Origin of the sequence: Larkinella fluvii (genome assembly GCF_051857545.1) — a bacterium.
Lineage (GTDB): Bacteria > Bacteroidota > Bacteroidia > Cytophagales > Spirosomataceae > Larkinella.
In genome coordinates this window covers 512,267-530,236 of record NZ_JBPZHB010000003.1, presented here as the reverse complement: position 1 = coordinate 530,236, position 17,970 = coordinate 512,267, and the positions used below count along the sequence as shown (strand labels likewise).

The window sequence follows — 17,970 nt, the reverse complement described above, 5'->3', positions numbered from 1 at the left end:
TTGGACGTAATCATCGACGCCAGCCTTCCGGGTATTGGCTTTTACCACCGTCAGGCCAAAACGGGCGTGAGTCGCGTAGCCGAGCAATTGGTGAAGGGACTGCTTGCGTCGGAGCAGGTGCAGCTTTCGCTGGCTGCGCCGACCAACCAGGCCGAAACGTTGCGGTATGCGCGGGAAACCTTCGGGACACAGGCTCCGCCCTTGATCAACCGCCCGGTCGAACAGCGGTGGGCGAAGCTGGAAAACGCCCTGCTCGGTCCGTTTGCGCCCCAAAGTATGCCCTCGAAGGTGATTCGGCAGGTTTTTTACCAATTCCGAAAAGCGTTGAAGGGCGAACAGGCCCGGTTTTCGGCAGAACGGCTGCCGAACGGTGCCATTTATCATTCGCCGTTTTTTGCCATTCCGGACGACATTGGGCGAATGCCACACGTTCGCAAGGTGCTGACGGTACATGATTTGATTCCCATTCACCACCCTGAATGGTTTCCGGCGGGTGAGCGGGCGGTCAAAGAAGCAATCCAAACCCTACCCAAAGACGCACACGTCATTACCGTTTCCGAAGCGACGAAAGCAGATTTTTGCCAGTTTACCGGTTTTGATCCGGCCCGCGTAACCGCCATTCATCTGGCGGCTTCAAAAACGCTGTTTTATCCGGTAACCGATGCCGCGCGAATCAAAGCCACGCAGCAACGCTTCGGCCTGGGCGACGAACCGTATCTGCTCAGTCTGGCCACGCTCGAACCGCGCAAAAACCTCGATCACCTCATCCGCTGTTTTGTTCAACTGGCCGAAAGCGGGGAGCTGCCGACGGAAGTGAAGCTGGTATTGGTCGGTACGAAAGGCTGGAAAATGGATCAGGTTTTGAGTGAAATCGCAAAGAACGAAAGCATTCGGTCGCGGCTGGTTTTCACCGGTTTTGTGCCCGACGAAGACCTGGCCGCTATGTATTCCGGTGCCCTGGCCTTCGTATATCCATCCCTGTTCGAAGGCTTTGGATTACCGCCCCTAGAAGCCATGCAATGCGGTTTACCGGTGATTACCTCGAACGTTTCGTCACTGCCCGAAGTGGTGGGCGATGCGGCCATTCAGGTGTCACCTACCAACGCCGACGCGCTCGCCCAAGCCATCCTGACGGTCGTTCGGTCGACGGATTTACGCAACGAATTAGCAACCCAAGCGCTCCGGCGGGCACAATTGTTCTCGTGGGAACGTTTCACCAGTGAGCACATCAGGCTCTATCAGACATTATGACTAAACTACGTATCGGGATTATCGGCGGAGCGGGCTACACGGGTGGCGAGTTGCTGCGTATTCTCATCAACCACCCCAATGCAGAAATTGCCTTTGTCCACAGCAAAAGCCAGGCAGGAAAACCGGTTTACAACACCCACACGGATTTACTGGGCGACACCGATTTGACTTTTTCCGGGGACGACACCCGCGAACTGGTCAACCAGGCCGGACTATCGGTGATTTTTCTGTGCTCCGGCCACGGGGAGTCCGCGAAGTTTCTGGCGGAAAACCCGATCCCGGAAACGCTGAAAGTAATTGATTTGAGCACCGATTTCCGCGATCAGTCGAACGGCTTTGTATACGGTTTGCCCGAACTGCAACGCGAACGCATCCAATCCGCAACCAAAATCGCGAACCCTGGTTGTTTTGCCACCAGCATTCAACTCGCTTTGCTTCCCCTGGCGCAGGCCGGGCTGCTCACGGAAGCCGTTCAGGTGAGTGCCATTACCGGTTCCACCGGCGCGGGACAATCGTTAAGCCCAACCACGCATTTCACCTGGCGGAACAACAACGTTTCGATTTACAAAGCCTTTACGCACCAGCACCTGACAGAAATTCGCCAGAGTCTGAATGCGTTGCAACCCGGTTTTGATCAGCCGATCCACTTTGTTCCGTACCGGGGCGACTTCACCCGCGGCATCATGGCCAACGTCTATACGCCCTTTGCCGGGAGCCTCGACGAAGCCCGTCAACTTTTTGACACCTACTACCGCAGCCACCCGTTTACGTACGTCAGCAACACGCCGGTGGATGTGAAGCAGGTTGTCAACACCAACAAATGCCTGATTCACCTGGAAAAACACGACGGTCAGTTGCTCATCAGCAGTGTGATCGATAACCTGACCAAAGGCGCATCGGGCCATGCCGTTCAAAATATGAATCTCCTGTTCGGGTTGCCGGAAGATACGGGACTGCGACTGAAAGCCGTTGCGTTTTAACATTCTCAGGGGGCCGGATCACAAAAATCCGGCCTTTTTTTGTGAGTTATCGGCTCTACACCGCCAGTTATCGACTCCCGCTGGCCGACGGTTTTGAAGCCTATATCTTTGTGTTCATACGTAACCGACACAACAAAGAAACCTGACCGTCGTTGATCTTCATTTAAACGCGGACGAAAGTCCGTGGGTGCGTAGGAGGTTTGAAGTTTTGTCTTATTTTTACAAAAAACATTCTAATCCCATGGAAAAACCGTTCACGGCGAAACCGTACCCCTGGCTCAAGCATTATCCGGAGGGTATTCCTGCCGACATAAATCCCGATGCCTATTCATCCCTGGTCGATCTGATCGATGAAGGCTGCCAGCGGTTTGCCAGTTTACCGGCTTACGCGAACATGGATAAGCAACTGACGTTCCGGGAAATTTATACGCTTTCCGGACACTTTGCTTCTTACCTGCAAAACAACCTGAAACTGCAAAAAGGAGACCGCGTTGCCATTCAAATGCCGAACCTGTTGCAGTATCCGGTGGCTATTTTCGGCATTCTCCGGGCCGGTCTGGTGGTTGTCAACACAAATCCGCTGTATACGCCCCGGGAAATGCAGCACCAATTCAAGGATTCGGGCGCGAAGGCCATTATCATTCTCGCCAATTTTGCCGCGAATCTGGAAAAAATCATCGACCAAACGGACATCAAACACGTTATCATCACCAATGTGGGCGATTTGCTCGGCTTTCCGAAGAAGCTGATTGTCAATGCTGTCGTGAAATACGTCAAGAAACTGATTCCACCCTATCACCTGCCTCAGGCCGTTTCGCTGGCCGATGCGCTGAGCCGCGGGAGCCGTCAGCCGTTGCAGAAAGTTCAGGTTGCGAACACCGACATGGCCTTTGTTCAGTATACGGGTGGTACCACGGGCGTTTCGAAAGGAGCCATGTTGACGCACCGCAACATCATTGCCAACACGGAAGCCGGTTGTTACTGGATGCAGATCGACCGTATGAAAACAGACCAGTGCGTGATCATTACGCCCTTGCCCCTGTATCACATTTATGCCCTGACCGTGAACGCCATGCTGGCGCTCAAGAGCGGTTGTCTGAATGTGCTCATTACCAACCCGCGCGACATGAATGCGTTCATCGACGAGATGAAGAAATACAAGTTCAACATGTTTGTCGGGTTGAATACGCTCTACAACGGGTTGGTCAATCACCCCCGGATCAACGAGGTCGATTTCAGTCACCTCCAGATTTCGTCGGCGGGCGGCATGGCGCTGCAAACGGCAGTGGCCGAACGCTGGAAAAACCTGAGCGGGAATGTGATTTCGGAAGGATACGGTTTGTCGGAAACCTCGCCGATTCTATCATCAAACCCCTGCGACGGCACGGCCCGGCTGGGAACGATCGGTCTGCCACTGCCGAGTACCGAGCTGAAAATCATGCAGGAAGACGGCACCGAAGCGCCGATGGGGATGCCGGGTGAAGTGTGGGCGAAAGGACCGCAGGTTTTTCCGGGCTACTACAACCGCCCCGACGAAACCGCCAAGGTGATGGAGGGAGATTGGTTCAAAACGGGCGACATCGGGGTGATGGACGAAGACGGTTTTTTCCGGATTGTCGACCGCAAGAAAGACATGATTCTGGTTTCGGGCTTCAACGTATATCCCAACGAAATCGAGGATGTGATTGCCCAGTGTCCGGGTGTTCTGGAAGTGGCCTGCATTGGTGTGCCTGACGACAAATCGACGGAAGCCGTCAAAATCTTTGTGGTCAAAAAAGACCCCAACCTCACGGCCGAAGACATTCTCAAGTACAGCAAAGACCAACTGACCAACTATAAACGACCGCGCCACATCGAGTTTCGGACCGAGTTACCGAAAAGCAATGTCGGCAAGATTCTGCGACGGCCACTGCGCGACGAAGAACTCGCTAAACTCCCGAAGAAGTAAAAGACAAGCGGTTGAAAAACCGCTTTTTTTGTGCTTTAGGCCACGGCATACTGCGTCGTAAGCGGAAGGAATTCCTGCTGAAAGGCAACTACCAGCCGCATGAAATGCGTAGTTTTCCGACGCGAAACTTCAATTTCACAGCCATTTGTCAGACAGATGGTTGTACTTTTCCCCGGGCGGATTTCCTGTAAATACAGCAGGTTGATGATGCTTTTTTTGTGGGGCCTCACAAAGATTTCCGTCGGCAAACGGCCTTCCAGTTTTTTCAGCGTCAGCGATACGATCATCTCGGAACCGTCGCTAAAATGCACCACCGTGTAGTTGCCCTGTCCTTCGAGCCAGGTGATCCGGTACGCCGGGATTTTCCGGCGCTGACCCCAGAAAGGCAGGACGATGTCTGATAGGTTCAGATGACGGGTGACGGCTTGCAACTGGTACTCGGAGTAACTATTTCTGGGGGTGGAATGGATTTGTAATTTCATATACGTAGCCGTTGTATATTGATCTTCTACAAAAATGGCTCATATTATTTGATAAACGCAATGTTTTTTTAACATTTTACCCTCGAACAGCAAAAATATTTTCAACTTATTTGCTCTAATGCCGTTTTACTGCATTACAACGCCATTTTTAGTAACATTTGGGCGGTTTGCAACTTTGAAAACCGCCCTCGTGTTTGTTTCAGACAGGCTTTCATTCTTCGTACACTCTTCATGGCTACTTTATTAGATTTTGTTGGGAACACCCCATTGGTTGAATTAAACCGTATTCACTCACATCCAGGCGTTAAGCTGTACGGAAAGATGGAAGGACACAATCCGGGCGGCAGCGTGAAGGATCGTCCGGCCTACAGCATGATCAAGGGAGCCATCGATCGTGGTGATCTTAAACCGGGTATGAAATTGATCGAAGCCACGAGCGGGAACACCGGCATTGCACTGGCCATGATTGCCCGGCTTTACAACGTTGAGATTGAACTGGTTTTGCCCCAGAACTCGACCCGCGAACGGATTCTGACCATGCAGGCATTCGGTGCAAAAGTGACCCTGCTGGAAACGATGGAAAGCGCCCGCGATTATGCCGAGGAACAAGCCACAAAAGGGAATTATTTTCTCCTCAATCAATTTGCCAATCCTGACAACTACTTAGCCCATTACCGCACCACAGGCCCCGAAATCTGGAAAGATACTCAGAGTAAAATTACTCATTTTGTTTCAGCCATGGGAACCACCGGCACCATCATGGGAACGTCCCGGTATCTGAAGGAACAGAACCCGGCGGTTCAGGTGATCGGCTGCCAGCCTTCCGAAGGGTCACAGATTCCGGGAATCCGGAAATGGCCCCAGGAATACCTGCCCAAGATTTTTGAACCCAGCCGCGTCGATCGCGTCATTGAAATGTCGCAGGACGACGCCACCCGGATGACCCGCCGGTTGGCCCGCGAAGAAGGGATTTTTGCCGGGATGAGCAGCGGAGGTTCCGTTTATGCCGCCCTCAAGCTCATCGAGGAACTGGAAGAAGGCGTCGTGGTCTGTATCATCTGCGACCGGGGCGACCGCTATTTGTCGTCCGATCTGTTTGGGAGTTAACCGAACAGCACAACGGACCATCAGCGGCCGGGGGATGACTGCCGGGAAATTAATTTTTCCGGCAGTTAATTATCCATCCGGCGGCTTGCACCACATCCCGACAGTTCTGTACATTTGTGTTATGTACAAGCGCGTCGTCCTGCCCCTCCTCTTTCGTTTTGATGCTGAACAAATTCACCATTTTGTTACTTCTTTCCTGAAAATTTCGCTGGCCATCCCCGGTTTTCGCTGGCTGGCCCGTCAGTTGTTTACCGTCGACGATCCGCGTCTGAAACGGGAAGTTTTCGGCATTCAGTTTGCCAATCCCGTCGGCCTGGCCGCTGGTTTCGACAAAAATGCGGAATGGGTCGACGAACTTGCCTGTCTGGGTTTTGGCTTTATTGAAATCGGTACCGTAACACCCCGCCCCCAGGCCGGCAACGACCGCCCCCGGCTTTTTCGTCTGAAAGCCGACAAAGGGCTCATCAACCGCATGGGTTTCAACAACGAAGGTGCCAAAGCGGCTGCCAGTCGGCTACGCAAACGGCGTTCGGGCCAGCAACTGATCATCGGCGGAAACATCGGCAAAAATAAAATGACCCCGAACGAAAACGCGCTGGACGATTACCTGGCCTGCTTTCACGACTTGTTCGATACCGTTGATTATTTCGTCGTCAATGTCAGTTCGCCCAACACACCGGGGCTGCGGGCCTTGCAGGAAAAAGAACCGCTCATGGCCCTGTTGCAGCGCCTGCAGGACGAAAACAGCCGGAAACCGGTTGCGAAACCCATTCTACTCAAAATTGCCCCCGACCTGACCGACAGTCAGTTGGATGATATTATCGAAATTGTTACCACCACCCGCATTGCCGGTATTATTGCGACCAACACAACCACCAGCCGCGACGGTTTACAAACCGACGCCCAGACCGTTGAAAAAATAGGCATGGGTGGCGTCAGCGGAGCGCCGTTAAAACAACGTTCGACGGAAGTGATTCGTTATCTTTGTCAACAATCGGGTCATGCGTTCCCGGTTATTGGCGTAGGCGGTATTGCCACGGCGGAAGACGCGCTCGAAAAACTGCGGGCTGGGGCCAGTTTGGTGCAGGTGTACACGGGGTTCATTTATGAAGGCCCTACGTTGGCGAAAGAGATTTGCAAAGTATTGGCAGAAGAGGTAGATTATAGCAGTTTACAAAAAAATGAGTCAACCCATTAACCGACAAAACTCCGTTCGGAATGAGCGGCCGAAACCGCGGCCATCGTCGGTTTCGATGAAATGGCCGGCCTGGCAAGCCGACCGCCGGTCGCAATTAGCCTTTGGCGGGTTGCTGATGCTGCTGGCCATCGGGCTAACCGTGGCCTTCTGCTCCTACTTGCTCACCGGTCAGGCCGACCAGAGCGTGTTGAGCAAAGTGACGGATGCTCCCCTGCGGGAATCGGGCACCGAAATGCGGAATTTTCTGGGAATTCTGGGGGCCTACATCGCCCACGTGTTCATTTTCCGCTGGTTCGGAATTGCCGCCCTCGGCATTCCCGTCATCCTGTTTTTAGCCGGGTGTAAACTGGCTTTCAATTTCGAACTGCTGCCGTTGAGCCGCACGACCAAAGCCGTGCTGTTTTACATGACCTGGATCAGTGCGCTGGCCGGTTACATCGTTCTGGCTACCGACTCCGTCGGGCAGGGCAGCGTCTGGTGCGGTGGCATAGGCTACGAAGTGAACGTCTGGCTCTACAACCTCATTGGCTGGGGCGGTCTTGCCATCATTGGGTTTGCGCTTTTTGTCTTTCTCGTTTTTTTCTACGGAATCACCAAATTGCCGTCGATTTCGCTGCCCCAAAGACCAGTTTCGGCCTCCAAATCAGCTTATGATGGCGAGGACGATGATCCGGAAGAAGAGGACGAAGATGATGTAAAGGATTTTATTGACGTCAAACCGGCATCGAACGGCGTTCCGAAACCGGTGCCCGCGCCAACGCCAGTTCCGGTGGCCGAAGTCCCGGCGGAACCCGAGCCCTTGAATGGGCACACGACTGAACTGAAACCCGAAAAGGTCAATGGATCGGGGCCACCCGCTAAAAAACCGCTTACGTTTACCATTGCCGACACCACGCCAATCGAACCGGCTTCCGAATCGCCCCAACCCGTTGCGGAAGTGTTTGCCGGACCAACGGACGAGGTGGATGAGGATGCGTTAAAATTGCACGGTCTGTATGACCCAACGCTCGATCTGCCCCGGTATCAGTTTCCGACCATCGACTTGTTGACCGAATACCCGGAAAATAAAAAGGCCCAGGTTTCGGCAGAAGAACTGGAAGCCAACAAAGACCGGATTGTGGATACCCTCCAGAATTACGGCATCACGATCGATAGCATCAAGGCGACCATCGGGCCAACCGTCACCCTGTACGAAATCATTCCGGCGGCCGGGGTGCGGATTTCGAAGATCAAGAGCCTGGAAGATGACATTGCCCTGAGTTTGGCGGCCCTCGGTATTCGGATCATTGCGCCGATGCCCGGCCAGGGAACCATCGGGATCGAGGTGCCGAACAAAAACCGGGAAATGGTGGCGATGCGGTCTGTGATGACCACCGAGAAATTTACCAAAAGCAATTTCGAGTTGCCGGTGGTGATGGGTAAAACCATTTCCAACGAGATTTACGTGGCTGATCTGGCCAAAATGCCCCACTTGCTCATGGCCGGTGCCACGGGACAGGGGAAATCCGTCGGGTTGAATGTTTTGCTGACGTCGCTGATTTACAAGAAACACCCCTCGCAACTCAAGCTCATTCTGGTTGATCCGAAGAAGGTGGAATTGACGCTGTTCAATAAACTAGAACGGCATTTTCTGGCCCAGTTGCCCGACAGTGATGAGCCGATAATTACCGATACAAAAAAGGTGGTCAATACGCTCAACTCGCTTTGTATCGAAATGGATAACCGGTACAACCTGCTCAAAGACGCGCAGTGCCGGAACCTGAAAGAATACAACGCCAAGTTTATCCAGCGCCGGTTGAATCCGGAAAAAGGCCATAAATTCCTGCCGTATATCGTGCTGGTGATTGACGAGTTGGCCGATCTGATGATGACGGCGGGCAAGGAAGTCGAACAGCCCATTGCCCGGCTGGCGCAGTTGGCGCGGGCCATCGGGATTCACCTGGTGGTGGCTACGCAACGGCCCTCCGTGAACGTCATTACGGGTTTGATCAAAGCCAACTTCCCGGCACGTCTGTCGTTCAAGGTGACCTCAAAAATCGACTCCCGAACCATTCTGGATACGGGCGGTGCCGAGCAACTGGTCGGCATGGGTGACATGCTGTTCTCGTCCAATTCCGATATTGTCCGGCTGCAATGTCCGTTTGTCGATACCAACGAAATTGAAGACATCTGCGAATTTGTCGGGAGTCAGCGCGGGTATGATTCAGCGTATAACCTGCCCGAATTTGCCGGTGATGAATCGGGAAGCAGCGAAGAAAAAGAAATTGACCTCGAAAACCGTGATCCGATGTTCGACGAAGCGGCTCGTCTGGTGGTTAATCACCAGCAGGGCAGCACCTCACTCATTCAGCGCCGGTTAAAGTTGGGCTACAACCGGGCTGGTCGGCTCATCGATCAGTTGGAAGCCGCCGGTATTGTGGGCGCCTTTGAAGGCAGCAAAGCCCGCGAGGTGCTGATTCAGGATATCCATACGCTGGAGGAAGTTCTGAAAAATATGAATTAGGCAGTCGTGCAGGCGGAGAAGCCAATAGAAAGAGCATGATGCGGTCATTTCTTTCTATTGGCTTCTCCGCTTTTCTACTAGGTCTTTCTCCTGTTTATTAAACTTTTTCTCATAAATCTTGTCTACCTACAAAACGGTCAGCAACTTTGCGGGCGGTTTTAGAAATCACCCGAAATTACGTAAAAGACGATACACATGAAAAAATTAGCCTTATTGTGGGCATTGGTTATTGGATTTTCGCTGCCTTCGGTGGCGCAAAAAGATAAAAAAGCATCGGACGTTTTAGATGCCATGAGTGCCAAATACAAAGCACTAAATTCCTACAAAGCCGCCTTTACCTACACGGGCGAAGGGAGCAATTACAAGGGTGATTTAACGGTAAAAAAGAACGCCTTCCGGTTGAAGCTGGCCGGTCAGGAAGTATTCACCGACGGCAAAACGATGTCTACTTACATCAAGGAAACGAACGAAGTGAACGTACAGGATTACGACGCCGGAGCCGCCGGGGACTTCAATCCGACGAAGATTTACTCCATCTACAAACAAGGGTACAACTACAAATACATCGGCGAGCAGAAACAGGGCGGTCAACCCGTCGAAGTGGTGGAACTGACCCCCGAAAAGAAAAGCACGCAAATTGTTAAAGTACAAATCTCCGTCAACAAAAAAGACAAGCAGGTCAGAGGCTGGAAACTGACCGATAAAACCGGTAAGGTAACCAGTTATACGATCGACAAATTCACCCCGAACGTCGCCGTAGCCGATTCGTATTTTGTGTTTGACAAAACCAAGTATCCCGGCGTTGAAGTCGTAGACTTGCGATAAGGGCGACTTATCCGGCCTGTGCCGGAGAAATGACGGTTTCTGTACGGTTTTGCGGAATACGGAATGGTTGCCGTTTCCAGTAGGTCAATGACCGCCAGGCCCATTCCAGGGGGCCAAAGTAAAAATGCCGTAACCACAACGGACTGGCAATCAACTGAAAGATCCAGACACCAGCGACGACGTAGAACAGTTGGTAGTAGGTCAATTTACCGAAATAGCCAAAACCGTACCCAAAGAAAATAAAGGTGCAAATCAGGGTCTGCATTACGTAATTGGAGAAAGCCATCTGACCGACTGCCCCCAAAGCGCTCATCAGTCCTCGTAACCAGCCCGATTTGTAGATGATCATAATCAGCCCGACATGCCCCAGGGCCATCGTTACCCGGCGAATGTCGTAGGTGCTGCGGGGAAATCCAAAACCGTGCGTGTCCAGGTAAAGTCCAAAGTTCGTGTGCGCTTCCAGGGTGAGTTGGTGGGCCAGCCAGCCGAGTGGAATGCCGATGCCGTAGCCAATCAGCATCAACGCCAGGTAACTTCGTCGCCGGAGCCGACCGGTAAAAACGCCTAATTTATAGAGTGCCATACCGAGAAACATCATTCCGATAGCATCCCAGAAGTAAAAATTATACATCACCGCCGACTGGATTTCACTGTTGATGGGTACATAATACGCCCAAACCGTCGGATAACCGGAACGTACTTTCTTGATCTCTTCATCAATCTTTTTCTGATCCGGTTTGCCGTTTTTCACGACGGTTTCCCACGCCTGTTTGTCAGCTTTTTGCTCATCGGTCAGCTTCTTTTTCTGCTTTTCCAGCGCCACCACTTTCAGGTAGGCTTCCCGTTTTCCCTTCGTTTCCTGAAAGCGCAAATTCCCTTTAAAAATGAGGACGCCGAAGCAGAATACGCTGGCCAGAATCAGATACCGCGGAGCCAGCTTCCGAAATGGAAACAGAAACAAACCGCAAAGACCGTAGGCATACAGAATATCGCCCGCCCAGAGCAGAACGTAGGCATCCAGCACACCAAACAGAATCATCCACAAAATCCGGCGGTAGTAAATATCGGCCACCGACAACCCCACAGCGTGTTCCTTGCGCGTGGTCAGCAGGATCACTCCCGCGCCGAAGAGCATGGAAAACAACGCCCGCATTTTGCCCGAAAAAGCAATGTCGACGATCTGGTGGGTGATAAAGTTGGTGTCGCCGGGATGATCGAATTTCAGGGAACCCAGCATTCCTTCCGGCAGTCCGAAATACGGAATGTTCATCATCAGAATGCCCAGCAACGCGACTCCACGAATGACGTCGATGGAGCGAATGCGTTCGGCCCGCTCAACCGGGCGCAGGTTTTCAGCCACTGCGGCCGACGAAGTTGCGGAAACGTCGGGCGTATTCATAAACGGCAGGAATTAGAGGAGAAAGAAGGTTCGCTACGGTAAATAGCGAAGGATTTGATTCATATCCAATTCCGGATTGGGGGATTTTAGGATTCGGTAAAGGGCGTATTCGCTATGGCATCCAGGACCAGTTCGATTTCTGACTGCACCCGGCCGAGGAGCTCGTTTACGTTCTCAGCATCAAACCGTTCGAGGTATTCCAGCGTACGCGCCAGCGCAGCGAGGTCGGGCATACCGGCACTCACGGCGGTTCCATACAATTTGTGTCCGGCTGCTCTCAATCCCAATAAATTGGCTTTTTCGGCCTGAAGAAGAAGCTGAGGAATCGATTTTCTCAATTCATCGCCGGCAACCTCCGCCAGCTCCCGTACCAAGGCCAGATCATGCCCCGCCATTTCCTTGATCACCGCCAGGTCAAAATGCGCATTCCTTTCGGCGAATTGGTCGACCGCATGGGCGGTTTTTGGCTCGGCCCACAACCACACCCTGAACAGAGCAGCCAGGGATTCCTGCACGATGGGTTTGGTAAGAAAATCGTCCATTCCGGCGGCCAGACACTTCTCCCGTTCCCCTTTCACGGTCCCTGCCGTCAGGGCAACAATCGGAATGCGCCGATCCTTCTCCAGTTCCCGAATTCGCTGCGTAGCTTCATACCCATTCATCAACGGCATCTGAACATCCATCAGAATCAGATCGGGCGCATCCTGAATGTAACACTGAACCGCTTCCACGCCGTTGATCGCTTCAAAAATGCGCGCGTTCGGGGCAATCCGGCCAATGATGACTTTCGCCAGCAACAGGTTAATTTTATTATCTTCAACGATCAACACCTTTACGGCCTGGTTATCGACTGCGGCCTCCTGGTCGGACAAGGTCGGCACGGGTTTCTCGTCCTGCTGAACCAGCCGGTACAGTGCCTGATACAGTTCCTGCATTTTGATGGGTTTCACCAGCCGCTGGTTAACATCCAGCGACTCACAGGCTTTGATGATTTTTTCGTCATCCGATGAGCTATGCAGAAAGATGATGGGCTGCTCAATGGGTGACGGAGAAAAGGTAGTCCGTATTTTCTGAATCGTTTCCAGCCCATCCATGTAAGGCATGTGGTAATCCATCAGAATGACATCGTATTTTTTATGACGGCCTAACAACTGAAGCGCTTCAAAACCGTTATTAACTTCCTCTACTTCAATGTTTTTCAATAGAAACATTTGCCGCAAAATAAGGCGGTTGTGTGCATTATCATCCACGATCAGCACGGTATTGATCGGGAGGCTATCGCGCCAGACGATTGCATTCCCCGGTTCTGCCTTCAGCCTGATTTCGAAGAAAAAGCAACTTCCTTCACCGGGTTTGCTCGTCAACTGAAGCTGACTTCCCATCAAGCCCAATAGCTTGTTGGAGATGGTCAGCCCCAATCCGGTTCCGCCGTATTTTTTTGTCGTGGAAGGGTCTTCCTGGGAAAAAGCGTCAAATATGCGTTCCTGCATTTCCGGTTTGATGCCAATACCGGTATCCCGCACTTCAAACCGAAAAGTGATGTACTCTTCTGTAATATCGCTCAATGTCTTGATTTTCAACTCAATTTCACCTTTCTCGGTAAATTTCACGGCATTCCCCAGCAAATTGACCAGCACCTGTTTCAACCGCACCGAATCCACAAAGACGAACCGGGGCAGATCGACCGAAAGGTTCAATAAGACCTCAAGTCCTTTGTTCTGAGCCTGATACGTGATGGTGTCGGCCACCTGGCTGCTGATCTCGTATACATCCGTTTTTTCAATCGCCAGTTCGAGTTTTCCGGCTTCGATTTTCGAAAAATCAAGGATGTCGTTAATGATGCTCAGCAAGGTGTTGGCCGATTGGTTGACGATGGACAAATACTGCTGTTGCGTGGTGTTCAGGGCGGTTTTCAGCACCAGATCCGTAAAACCGATGACCCCATTGAGCGGGGTTCTGATTTCATGGCTCATGTTGGCCAGAAATTCCGATTTCGCCAGGCTGGCCTGCTCAGCCATACTCTTCGCTTTTTTCAGTTCATCACGTTGCAGACAAATTTCGGTAATGTCCTGGGTGAACATCATGATACCACCAATGGAGCCATCGAACTGGTACCACGGCCGGACTTCCCAGCGCAGGTACTGGTCATGATCCCATCCCTCGGGGCGCCAGATGTCTTCTTCATTTTTTTCTATAGCCCCGTTGACACAGCGGGAATGAATCGCCTTCCATTCGTCTGATAAATTGGGAAATACGTCATAATGTGACCGCCCGAGAACACTACCTGACAAATGATACTCTTCCATCCAGCGATTGCTGACGGCGATGTACCGAATCTCACGGTCGAGCATGGCGACGGCCGCCGGAGCGTGCTCAACAAAAGCCGCCAAGCGTAATTTTTCATTCAGCAGCGCCTGCTCTGCTTTCTTTCGTTCATCAATGTCCTGAAATGTGCCGTATAAGCGCACACACTTTCCGTCCTGGTATTCGGGGGTTCCCAGTGCCCGAATCCATACAGTCCGGCCCTTCGCCGTAACGATCTGCAATTCTACATCGTAAGCAATGCCTTCCTGAACGGAGCGGTTTACGGCTTCCATAATCTGCTCGTAATTTTTCCCTTTGAAGAAAGATACGGCAGCATGAAAATCCGGCACATAGTCTTTTGGCACTTCATGAATGGCTTTTGTTACCGCTGACCAGTATACGGTTTCCTGAACAACATTCACTTCCCAGGTTCCGATTCGGGCCACCTCGTTGGTTTGTTCCAGAATTTGTTTGGTCCGGTTCAAATCCGCTTCCAACTGGTGTCTGCGGGTAATGTCGATGGCATTACCAATCACATACGTATGGCCGTTCAGCTCTTTTTCCAGGATGTTATTGAACAGCCAGATCAGCAACGACCCGTCTTTGGTGAGCGTGTGCATCAGCCCGCTGGCCCGACCGGTTTTGCTGATGGTTTGCAGGTAAGCGGTCAGGGCACCCTGGTGCATTTCGGGAACAATATCGGACAACTGCAGGCCGACCAATTCTGCCGGTTCATACCCCAAAGCGTGGGCACCCGCACTGTTGACGGTGAGCAGTTTCCCCTCCAGGTCATGAATGCACATGAGACCCTGGGAGTTTTCAAAAAACGAGCGGAATTTATTCTCCGACTGGAACAACAGACGCTCTTTCTCCTTCTCGTCGGTAATGTCCCGGGCAATGGCAAACAGATACCCGGTGTCGGGTTCGGGCGTGGCCACCCATTGCAGGTTCCGGTAGGTGCCATTTTGGCAACGAAACCGATGGGCAAAATTGATGGTCGACTTGCCCGATGCCAGTCCGGCGATTTCCTGCCGGGTAGCCTGCAAGTCGTCCGGATGGACTAATTCAAAAAAAGAAGTTCGTAGTAAATAGGACTCATCCCATCCCAATATATCATGAAAAGCCGGATTTAGTTTTTTAAAATAGCCATCGGTACCCGCCACACAGATCAGGTCATTTGACAGCGCAAAGAGGTTGCCCAGGTATTTCAGTTCCTGGTTTTGGCGATGTTTAATAATCAGTTCAATAACCGCGTCACCCAACAGGCGCAACGATTTTTGCTGGCTTTCAGTGAGTTGCCGGGGAATTCGATCCAGTACGCAAAGTGTTCCCAAGGCATACCCATCGGAATCGGTCAATGGATAACCGGCGTAGAACCGGATGTGAGGATCCGAAGTGACCAGCGGATTTTCTTTAAAGCGCGTATCCCGTGTGGCATCTTCCACTTCGAAGAGGTCACTGTTTAGAATGGCGTACCGGCAAAACGCAATATCCCGGCTGGTTTCTTTCAAATCAAGCCCAACCCGGGATTTAAACCATTGCCGGTGGTCGTCGATGAGCGACACCAACGAAATCGGTACCTGGCAAATCAGGGAAGCCAGCTCGGTCAGCCGGTCAAATTCTTTCTCAGGAACCGTGTCCAGAATCTGGTACCGGTGTAAGGCTCTTACTCTTTCAGGCTCATTGGATGGAATTGGCATGGCATTCAATGCGTACAATGGCAGTGTATAAAATTACCGTAATTAACAGCATTTTCCAGGCCAAGTTACTAATATGCGCAATTTGTACACATAAATAAATCCGAATGAATGGCTTGCTTGCATCGATTCGTTGCCTTTACTCCCGGTCTACGAATACACTTTTGTAAATTCTGTGAATCGCATTGCGATCCCGTGGCAAAACAGAACGGAATACATACACCACCGCCACCACCAAACCCAAGCAGAGAGCGAAGGTCGTCACTGCGGTTTTCAGCGCCAGACCAATTCCGATCAGTAAAAGAAAATTGATAAAAATACTCCAGCCACTCACATTACTTTTTGCCTGACCAAAACTCAGGCTGTTGTGTACCCGAAACGCCTTATACTGCGAAAAAAGAAGGCCATTCAAACTGAAGCAAACCGTACTGATGAGGTAAAAAGAGAGCAGGTGCCCACTCAACAGGTTTAAGAAGGCAAGGACGCTGACGGTTGCGATCAGGTCGATCAGAACAGGAATGATAAGCAGTTGAAAATAAATCAAATACACCTCCGAACGCTTCCCTAACGCACCGTTGATCCACAAAGCCGGAAAGAACCCCCAGCTATTATTGGCCACATAATTGAATAAAATCATGGGAGAAACGTACAGGAGAAGCAGAAAATCGGCCATCGAAAAATCACTCGCCGACATCTTTGATGAAAACAATAGCAACAGCGCTTTCATCAGGATTCCGAACGCAAAGGCTTTCCGCGTTTGGGCATTGTTGATGAAGGCCGTATAAACCGGTGACAGGTAGTTTGTCTTTACGAGCAGAACCGTTGATTCTGTTCTCGCTACAGCAGCCCGATCCACTAAAAACAAGAGTATAGTTTGGCTGGCAAATGCAACACTCACTACAAGAAGTAATCCGGTTGGATCGAACCGCCAATGCCAGGCCGAAAAACCAATCAGGACACTCAGCATTCCCCAGCTTAACAGGAATACCGCTTGCCGGCGATGCGTCGATTCCAGGAACGCTTTCAGCAGTTGAACAAAAACCACGGCGTTGCCCAGCAGCAGGAGTGAAGACATTAAATGGGTGTTGGTATACGTTTTCGAAAATGCGTTCAGGATGACGAAAAGCAATCCCGAACCAACCACCGAAACCGTAAACGCATCATACAACAGCGTCCCGATCCACTGAGAGCGATATGGAATCGGAAAGGTTTTCGAAAACAGCGTTGACCGTGGTGTGTAGGTCGGAAAAAATTCCATCCACACCCACTGCCCACAGACGACGCCGTTGCTGATCAGAATGAGATTGTTGGGATTAGCTCCCATTTTGTCAGAAGTGGCAGCCAAATCGATCAACCAGCCCGTCGTACCCGCGCTCAACGCCAGAGCGGCCATGAAAACAAACCGAAGAATCAGTCCGAGGATCGACTCTGCACTCCGAAAAAAGCCAAAAAAACGCCGACGCAAGGCGAAAAAGAGGATGGGAAACATCATTCGGGGAGGTTAGAGCCAATCGAAAGTGGTTTGTTTGGTCTTTGGTACTAATATCTCGAACAGGGCCTCACTGATGACTTTGGTGCCTTGTTCGGTAAAGTTCGCCAGCTCGCCATCAAATTTGATCTGCGTCTCATCCAACACCAGAATGCGGGTGGCGATTTCTTCCAGGTAACTCAGGTCATGGGACGCAACCAGGATGATGCGGTCGGCCCGATGATAGGTCTGCAGGAAGGAAATCAACTGACGGACGGCTATGGGGTCGAGACCGGCAAACGGTTCGTCCAGGATGACGACCGACGGAATGTGGAGAATCGCTGCGCAGAAACTAATCTTTTTGATCATCCCCGTCGAATACTGGCTCATCTTCTTTTTCAGGACGCCGGGTTCATCAAAAAAGAAATCGGTCAGGTCGGTGGAGCGTTTTTGAAACGTCGCGTCATCGAGCTTGTGAATCAGGCCCATAAAGCGCAGGTAGTCCGCACCGGTAAATTCAGGCACGGGCGGAATGACGTCGGATACAATGCCCAGTACCCGTTTCAACGACAACCGATCGCCCGTTAACTCTTCCTGATTGAAGTAAAACTGTCCGCTATCGGGCGCAATCAGGTCGATCAGGCAATTCAGAAAGGTGGTTTTTCCCGATCCGTTTTTGCCCAGCAACCCAATCACATCGCCACCCCGAAAGGTCAGATTGATGGCGTCGAGCACGGTTTTTCCCGAATAGGATTTGCGGAGTTCTTTAATGACCAGTTCCATGGTGAAAGAAAGTAGTTGTGTGGGT

General features: G+C 51.6%; 12 protein-coding genes. 7 read left to right on the top strand and 5 right to left on the bottom strand.

What is annotated here, in order from left to right:
- The 3 genes from ACS5NO_RS09565 to ACS5NO_RS09555 all read left to right on the top strand — a co-directional run bounded on the left by ACS5NO_RS09565 (position 1) and on the right by ACS5NO_RS09555 (position 4,179).
- Positions 1-1,251 (top strand): glycosyltransferase family 4 protein, encoded by a 1,251-nt coding sequence (locus tag ACS5NO_RS09565; RefSeq protein WP_439414934.1) that lies wholly within the window; start codon positions 1-3, stop codon positions 1,249-1,251.
- On the top strand, positions 1,248-2,231 hold the full coding sequence (gene argC / locus ACS5NO_RS09560) for an N-acetyl-gamma-glutamyl-phosphate reductase (RefSeq protein ID WP_439414933.1): 984 nt from the start codon (positions 1,248-1,250) through the stop codon (positions 2,229-2,231). Before ACS5NO_RS09565 ends, argC begins: the two co-directional genes overlap by 4 nt.
- Positions 2,232-2,472: 241 nt before the next feature.
- Complete coding sequence (locus tag ACS5NO_RS09555) at positions 2,473-4,179, top strand: AMP-binding protein (protein ID WP_439414932.1); 1,707 nt, start codon at positions 2,473-2,475, stop codon at positions 4,177-4,179.
- Between the two features lie 35 nt (positions 4,180-4,214).
- Here ACS5NO_RS09555 and ACS5NO_RS09550 read toward each other — a convergent pair whose 3' ends face one another.
- Positions 4,215-4,661: a LytR/AlgR family response regulator transcription factor gene (locus tag ACS5NO_RS09550; protein WP_225309452.1), complete on the bottom strand. Its 447-nt coding sequence runs from the start codon at positions 4,659-4,661 to the stop codon at positions 4,215-4,217.
- A 231-nt stretch (positions 4,662-4,892) separates the two neighbouring features.
- Between ACS5NO_RS09550 and cysM the strand changes: the two genes are divergently transcribed.
- From cysM to lolA1, 4 genes are all read left to right on the top strand, one after another.
- The gene (gene cysM, locus ACS5NO_RS09545; protein WP_439414931.1) at positions 4,893-5,768 is read left to right on the top strand and encodes a cysteine synthase CysM; all 876 of its coding nucleotides are present in this window, start codon (positions 4,893-4,895) and stop codon (positions 5,766-5,768) included.
- Positions 5,769-5,889: 121 nt separating this feature from the next.
- The gene (locus tag ACS5NO_RS09540; RefSeq protein WP_439414930.1) at positions 5,890-6,966 is read left to right on the top strand and encodes a quinone-dependent dihydroorotate dehydrogenase; all 1,077 of its coding nucleotides are present in this window, start codon (positions 5,890-5,892) and stop codon (positions 6,964-6,966) included.
- Positions 6,950-9,469, top strand: a complete 2,520-nt coding sequence (locus ACS5NO_RS09535) for an FtsK/SpoIIIE family DNA translocase (protein ID WP_439414929.1) — start codon at positions 6,950-6,952, stop codon at positions 9,467-9,469. Before ACS5NO_RS09540 ends, ACS5NO_RS09535 begins: the two co-directional genes overlap by 17 nt.
- Before the next feature lie 195 nt (positions 9,470-9,664).
- Positions 9,665-10,294 (top strand): outer membrane lipoprotein periplasmic chaperone LolA1, encoded by a 630-nt coding sequence (gene lolA1, locus ACS5NO_RS09530; protein ID WP_439414928.1) that lies wholly within the window; start codon positions 9,665-9,667, stop codon positions 10,292-10,294.
- A 7-nt stretch (positions 10,295-10,301) separates the two neighbouring features.
- On the opposite strand, the gene ACS5NO_RS09525 is transcribed toward lolA1, so the two are convergent.
- The 4 genes from ACS5NO_RS09525 to ACS5NO_RS09510 form a co-directional block, all read right to left on the bottom strand.
- Positions 10,302-11,693 carry a DUF418 domain-containing protein gene (locus tag ACS5NO_RS09525; protein WP_439414927.1) on the bottom strand — a complete coding sequence of 464 codons (1,392 nt, stop codon included), beginning with the start codon at positions 11,691-11,693 and terminating at the stop codon, positions 10,302-10,304.
- An 86-nt stretch (positions 11,694-11,779) separates the two neighbouring features.
- Positions 11,780-15,697 carry a PAS domain S-box protein gene (locus tag ACS5NO_RS09520; RefSeq protein ID WP_439414926.1) on the bottom strand — a complete coding sequence of 1,306 codons (3,918 nt, stop codon included), beginning with the start codon at positions 15,695-15,697 and terminating at the stop codon, positions 11,780-11,782.
- Between the two features lie 136 nt (positions 15,698-15,833).
- On the bottom strand, positions 15,834-17,186 hold the full coding sequence (locus tag ACS5NO_RS09515; protein WP_439414925.1) for a hypothetical protein: 1,353 nt from the start codon (positions 17,184-17,186) through the stop codon (positions 15,834-15,836).
- Positions 17,187-17,195: 9 nt separating this feature from the next.
- Entirely contained in the window at positions 17,196-17,945 is a 750-nt protein-coding gene (locus tag ACS5NO_RS09510; protein WP_439414924.1) for an ABC transporter ATP-binding protein, read from the bottom strand.
- Between the last annotated feature and the right edge of the window lie 25 nt (positions 17,946-17,970).

Excerpts from the sequence above, each read along its gene's own strand:
- argC (WP_439414933.1), top strand. The coding sequence starts at position 1,248 with ATGACTAAACTACGTATCGGGATTATCGGCGGAGCGGGCTACACGGGT.
- ACS5NO_RS09555 (WP_439414932.1), top strand. The coding sequence starts at position 2,473 with ATGGAAAAACCGTTCACGGCGAAACCGTACCCCTGGCTCAAGCATTAT.
- ACS5NO_RS09550 (WP_225309452.1), bottom strand. The coding sequence starts at position 4,661 with ATGAAATTACAAATCCATTCCACCCCCAGAAATAGTTACTCCGAGTAC.
- cysM (WP_439414931.1), top strand. The coding sequence starts at position 4,893 with ATGGCTACTTTATTAGATTTTGTTGGGAACACCCCATTGGTTGAATTA.
- ACS5NO_RS09540 (WP_439414930.1), top strand. The coding sequence starts at position 5,890 with ATGTACAAGCGCGTCGTCCTGCCCCTCCTCTTTCGTTTTGATGCTGAA.
- ACS5NO_RS09535 (WP_439414929.1), top strand. The coding sequence starts at position 6,950 with ATGAGTCAACCCATTAACCGACAAAACTCCGTTCGGAATGAGCGGCCG.
- lolA1 (WP_439414928.1), top strand. The coding sequence starts at position 9,665 with ATGAAAAAATTAGCCTTATTGTGGGCATTGGTTATTGGATTTTCGCTG.
- ACS5NO_RS09525 (WP_439414927.1), bottom strand. The coding sequence starts at position 11,693 with ATGAATACGCCCGACGTTTCCGCAACTTCGTCGGCCGCAGTGGCTGAA.
- ACS5NO_RS09520 (WP_439414926.1), bottom strand. The coding sequence starts at position 15,697 with ATGCCAATTCCATCCAATGAGCCTGAAAGAGTAAGAGCCTTACACCGG.
- ACS5NO_RS09515 (WP_439414925.1), bottom strand. The coding sequence starts at position 17,186 with ATGATGTTTCCCATCCTCTTTTTCGCCTTGCGTCGGCGTTTTTTTGGC.
- ACS5NO_RS09510 (WP_439414924.1), bottom strand. The coding sequence starts at position 17,945 with ATGGAACTGGTCATTAAAGAACTCCGCAAATCCTATTCGGGAAAAACC.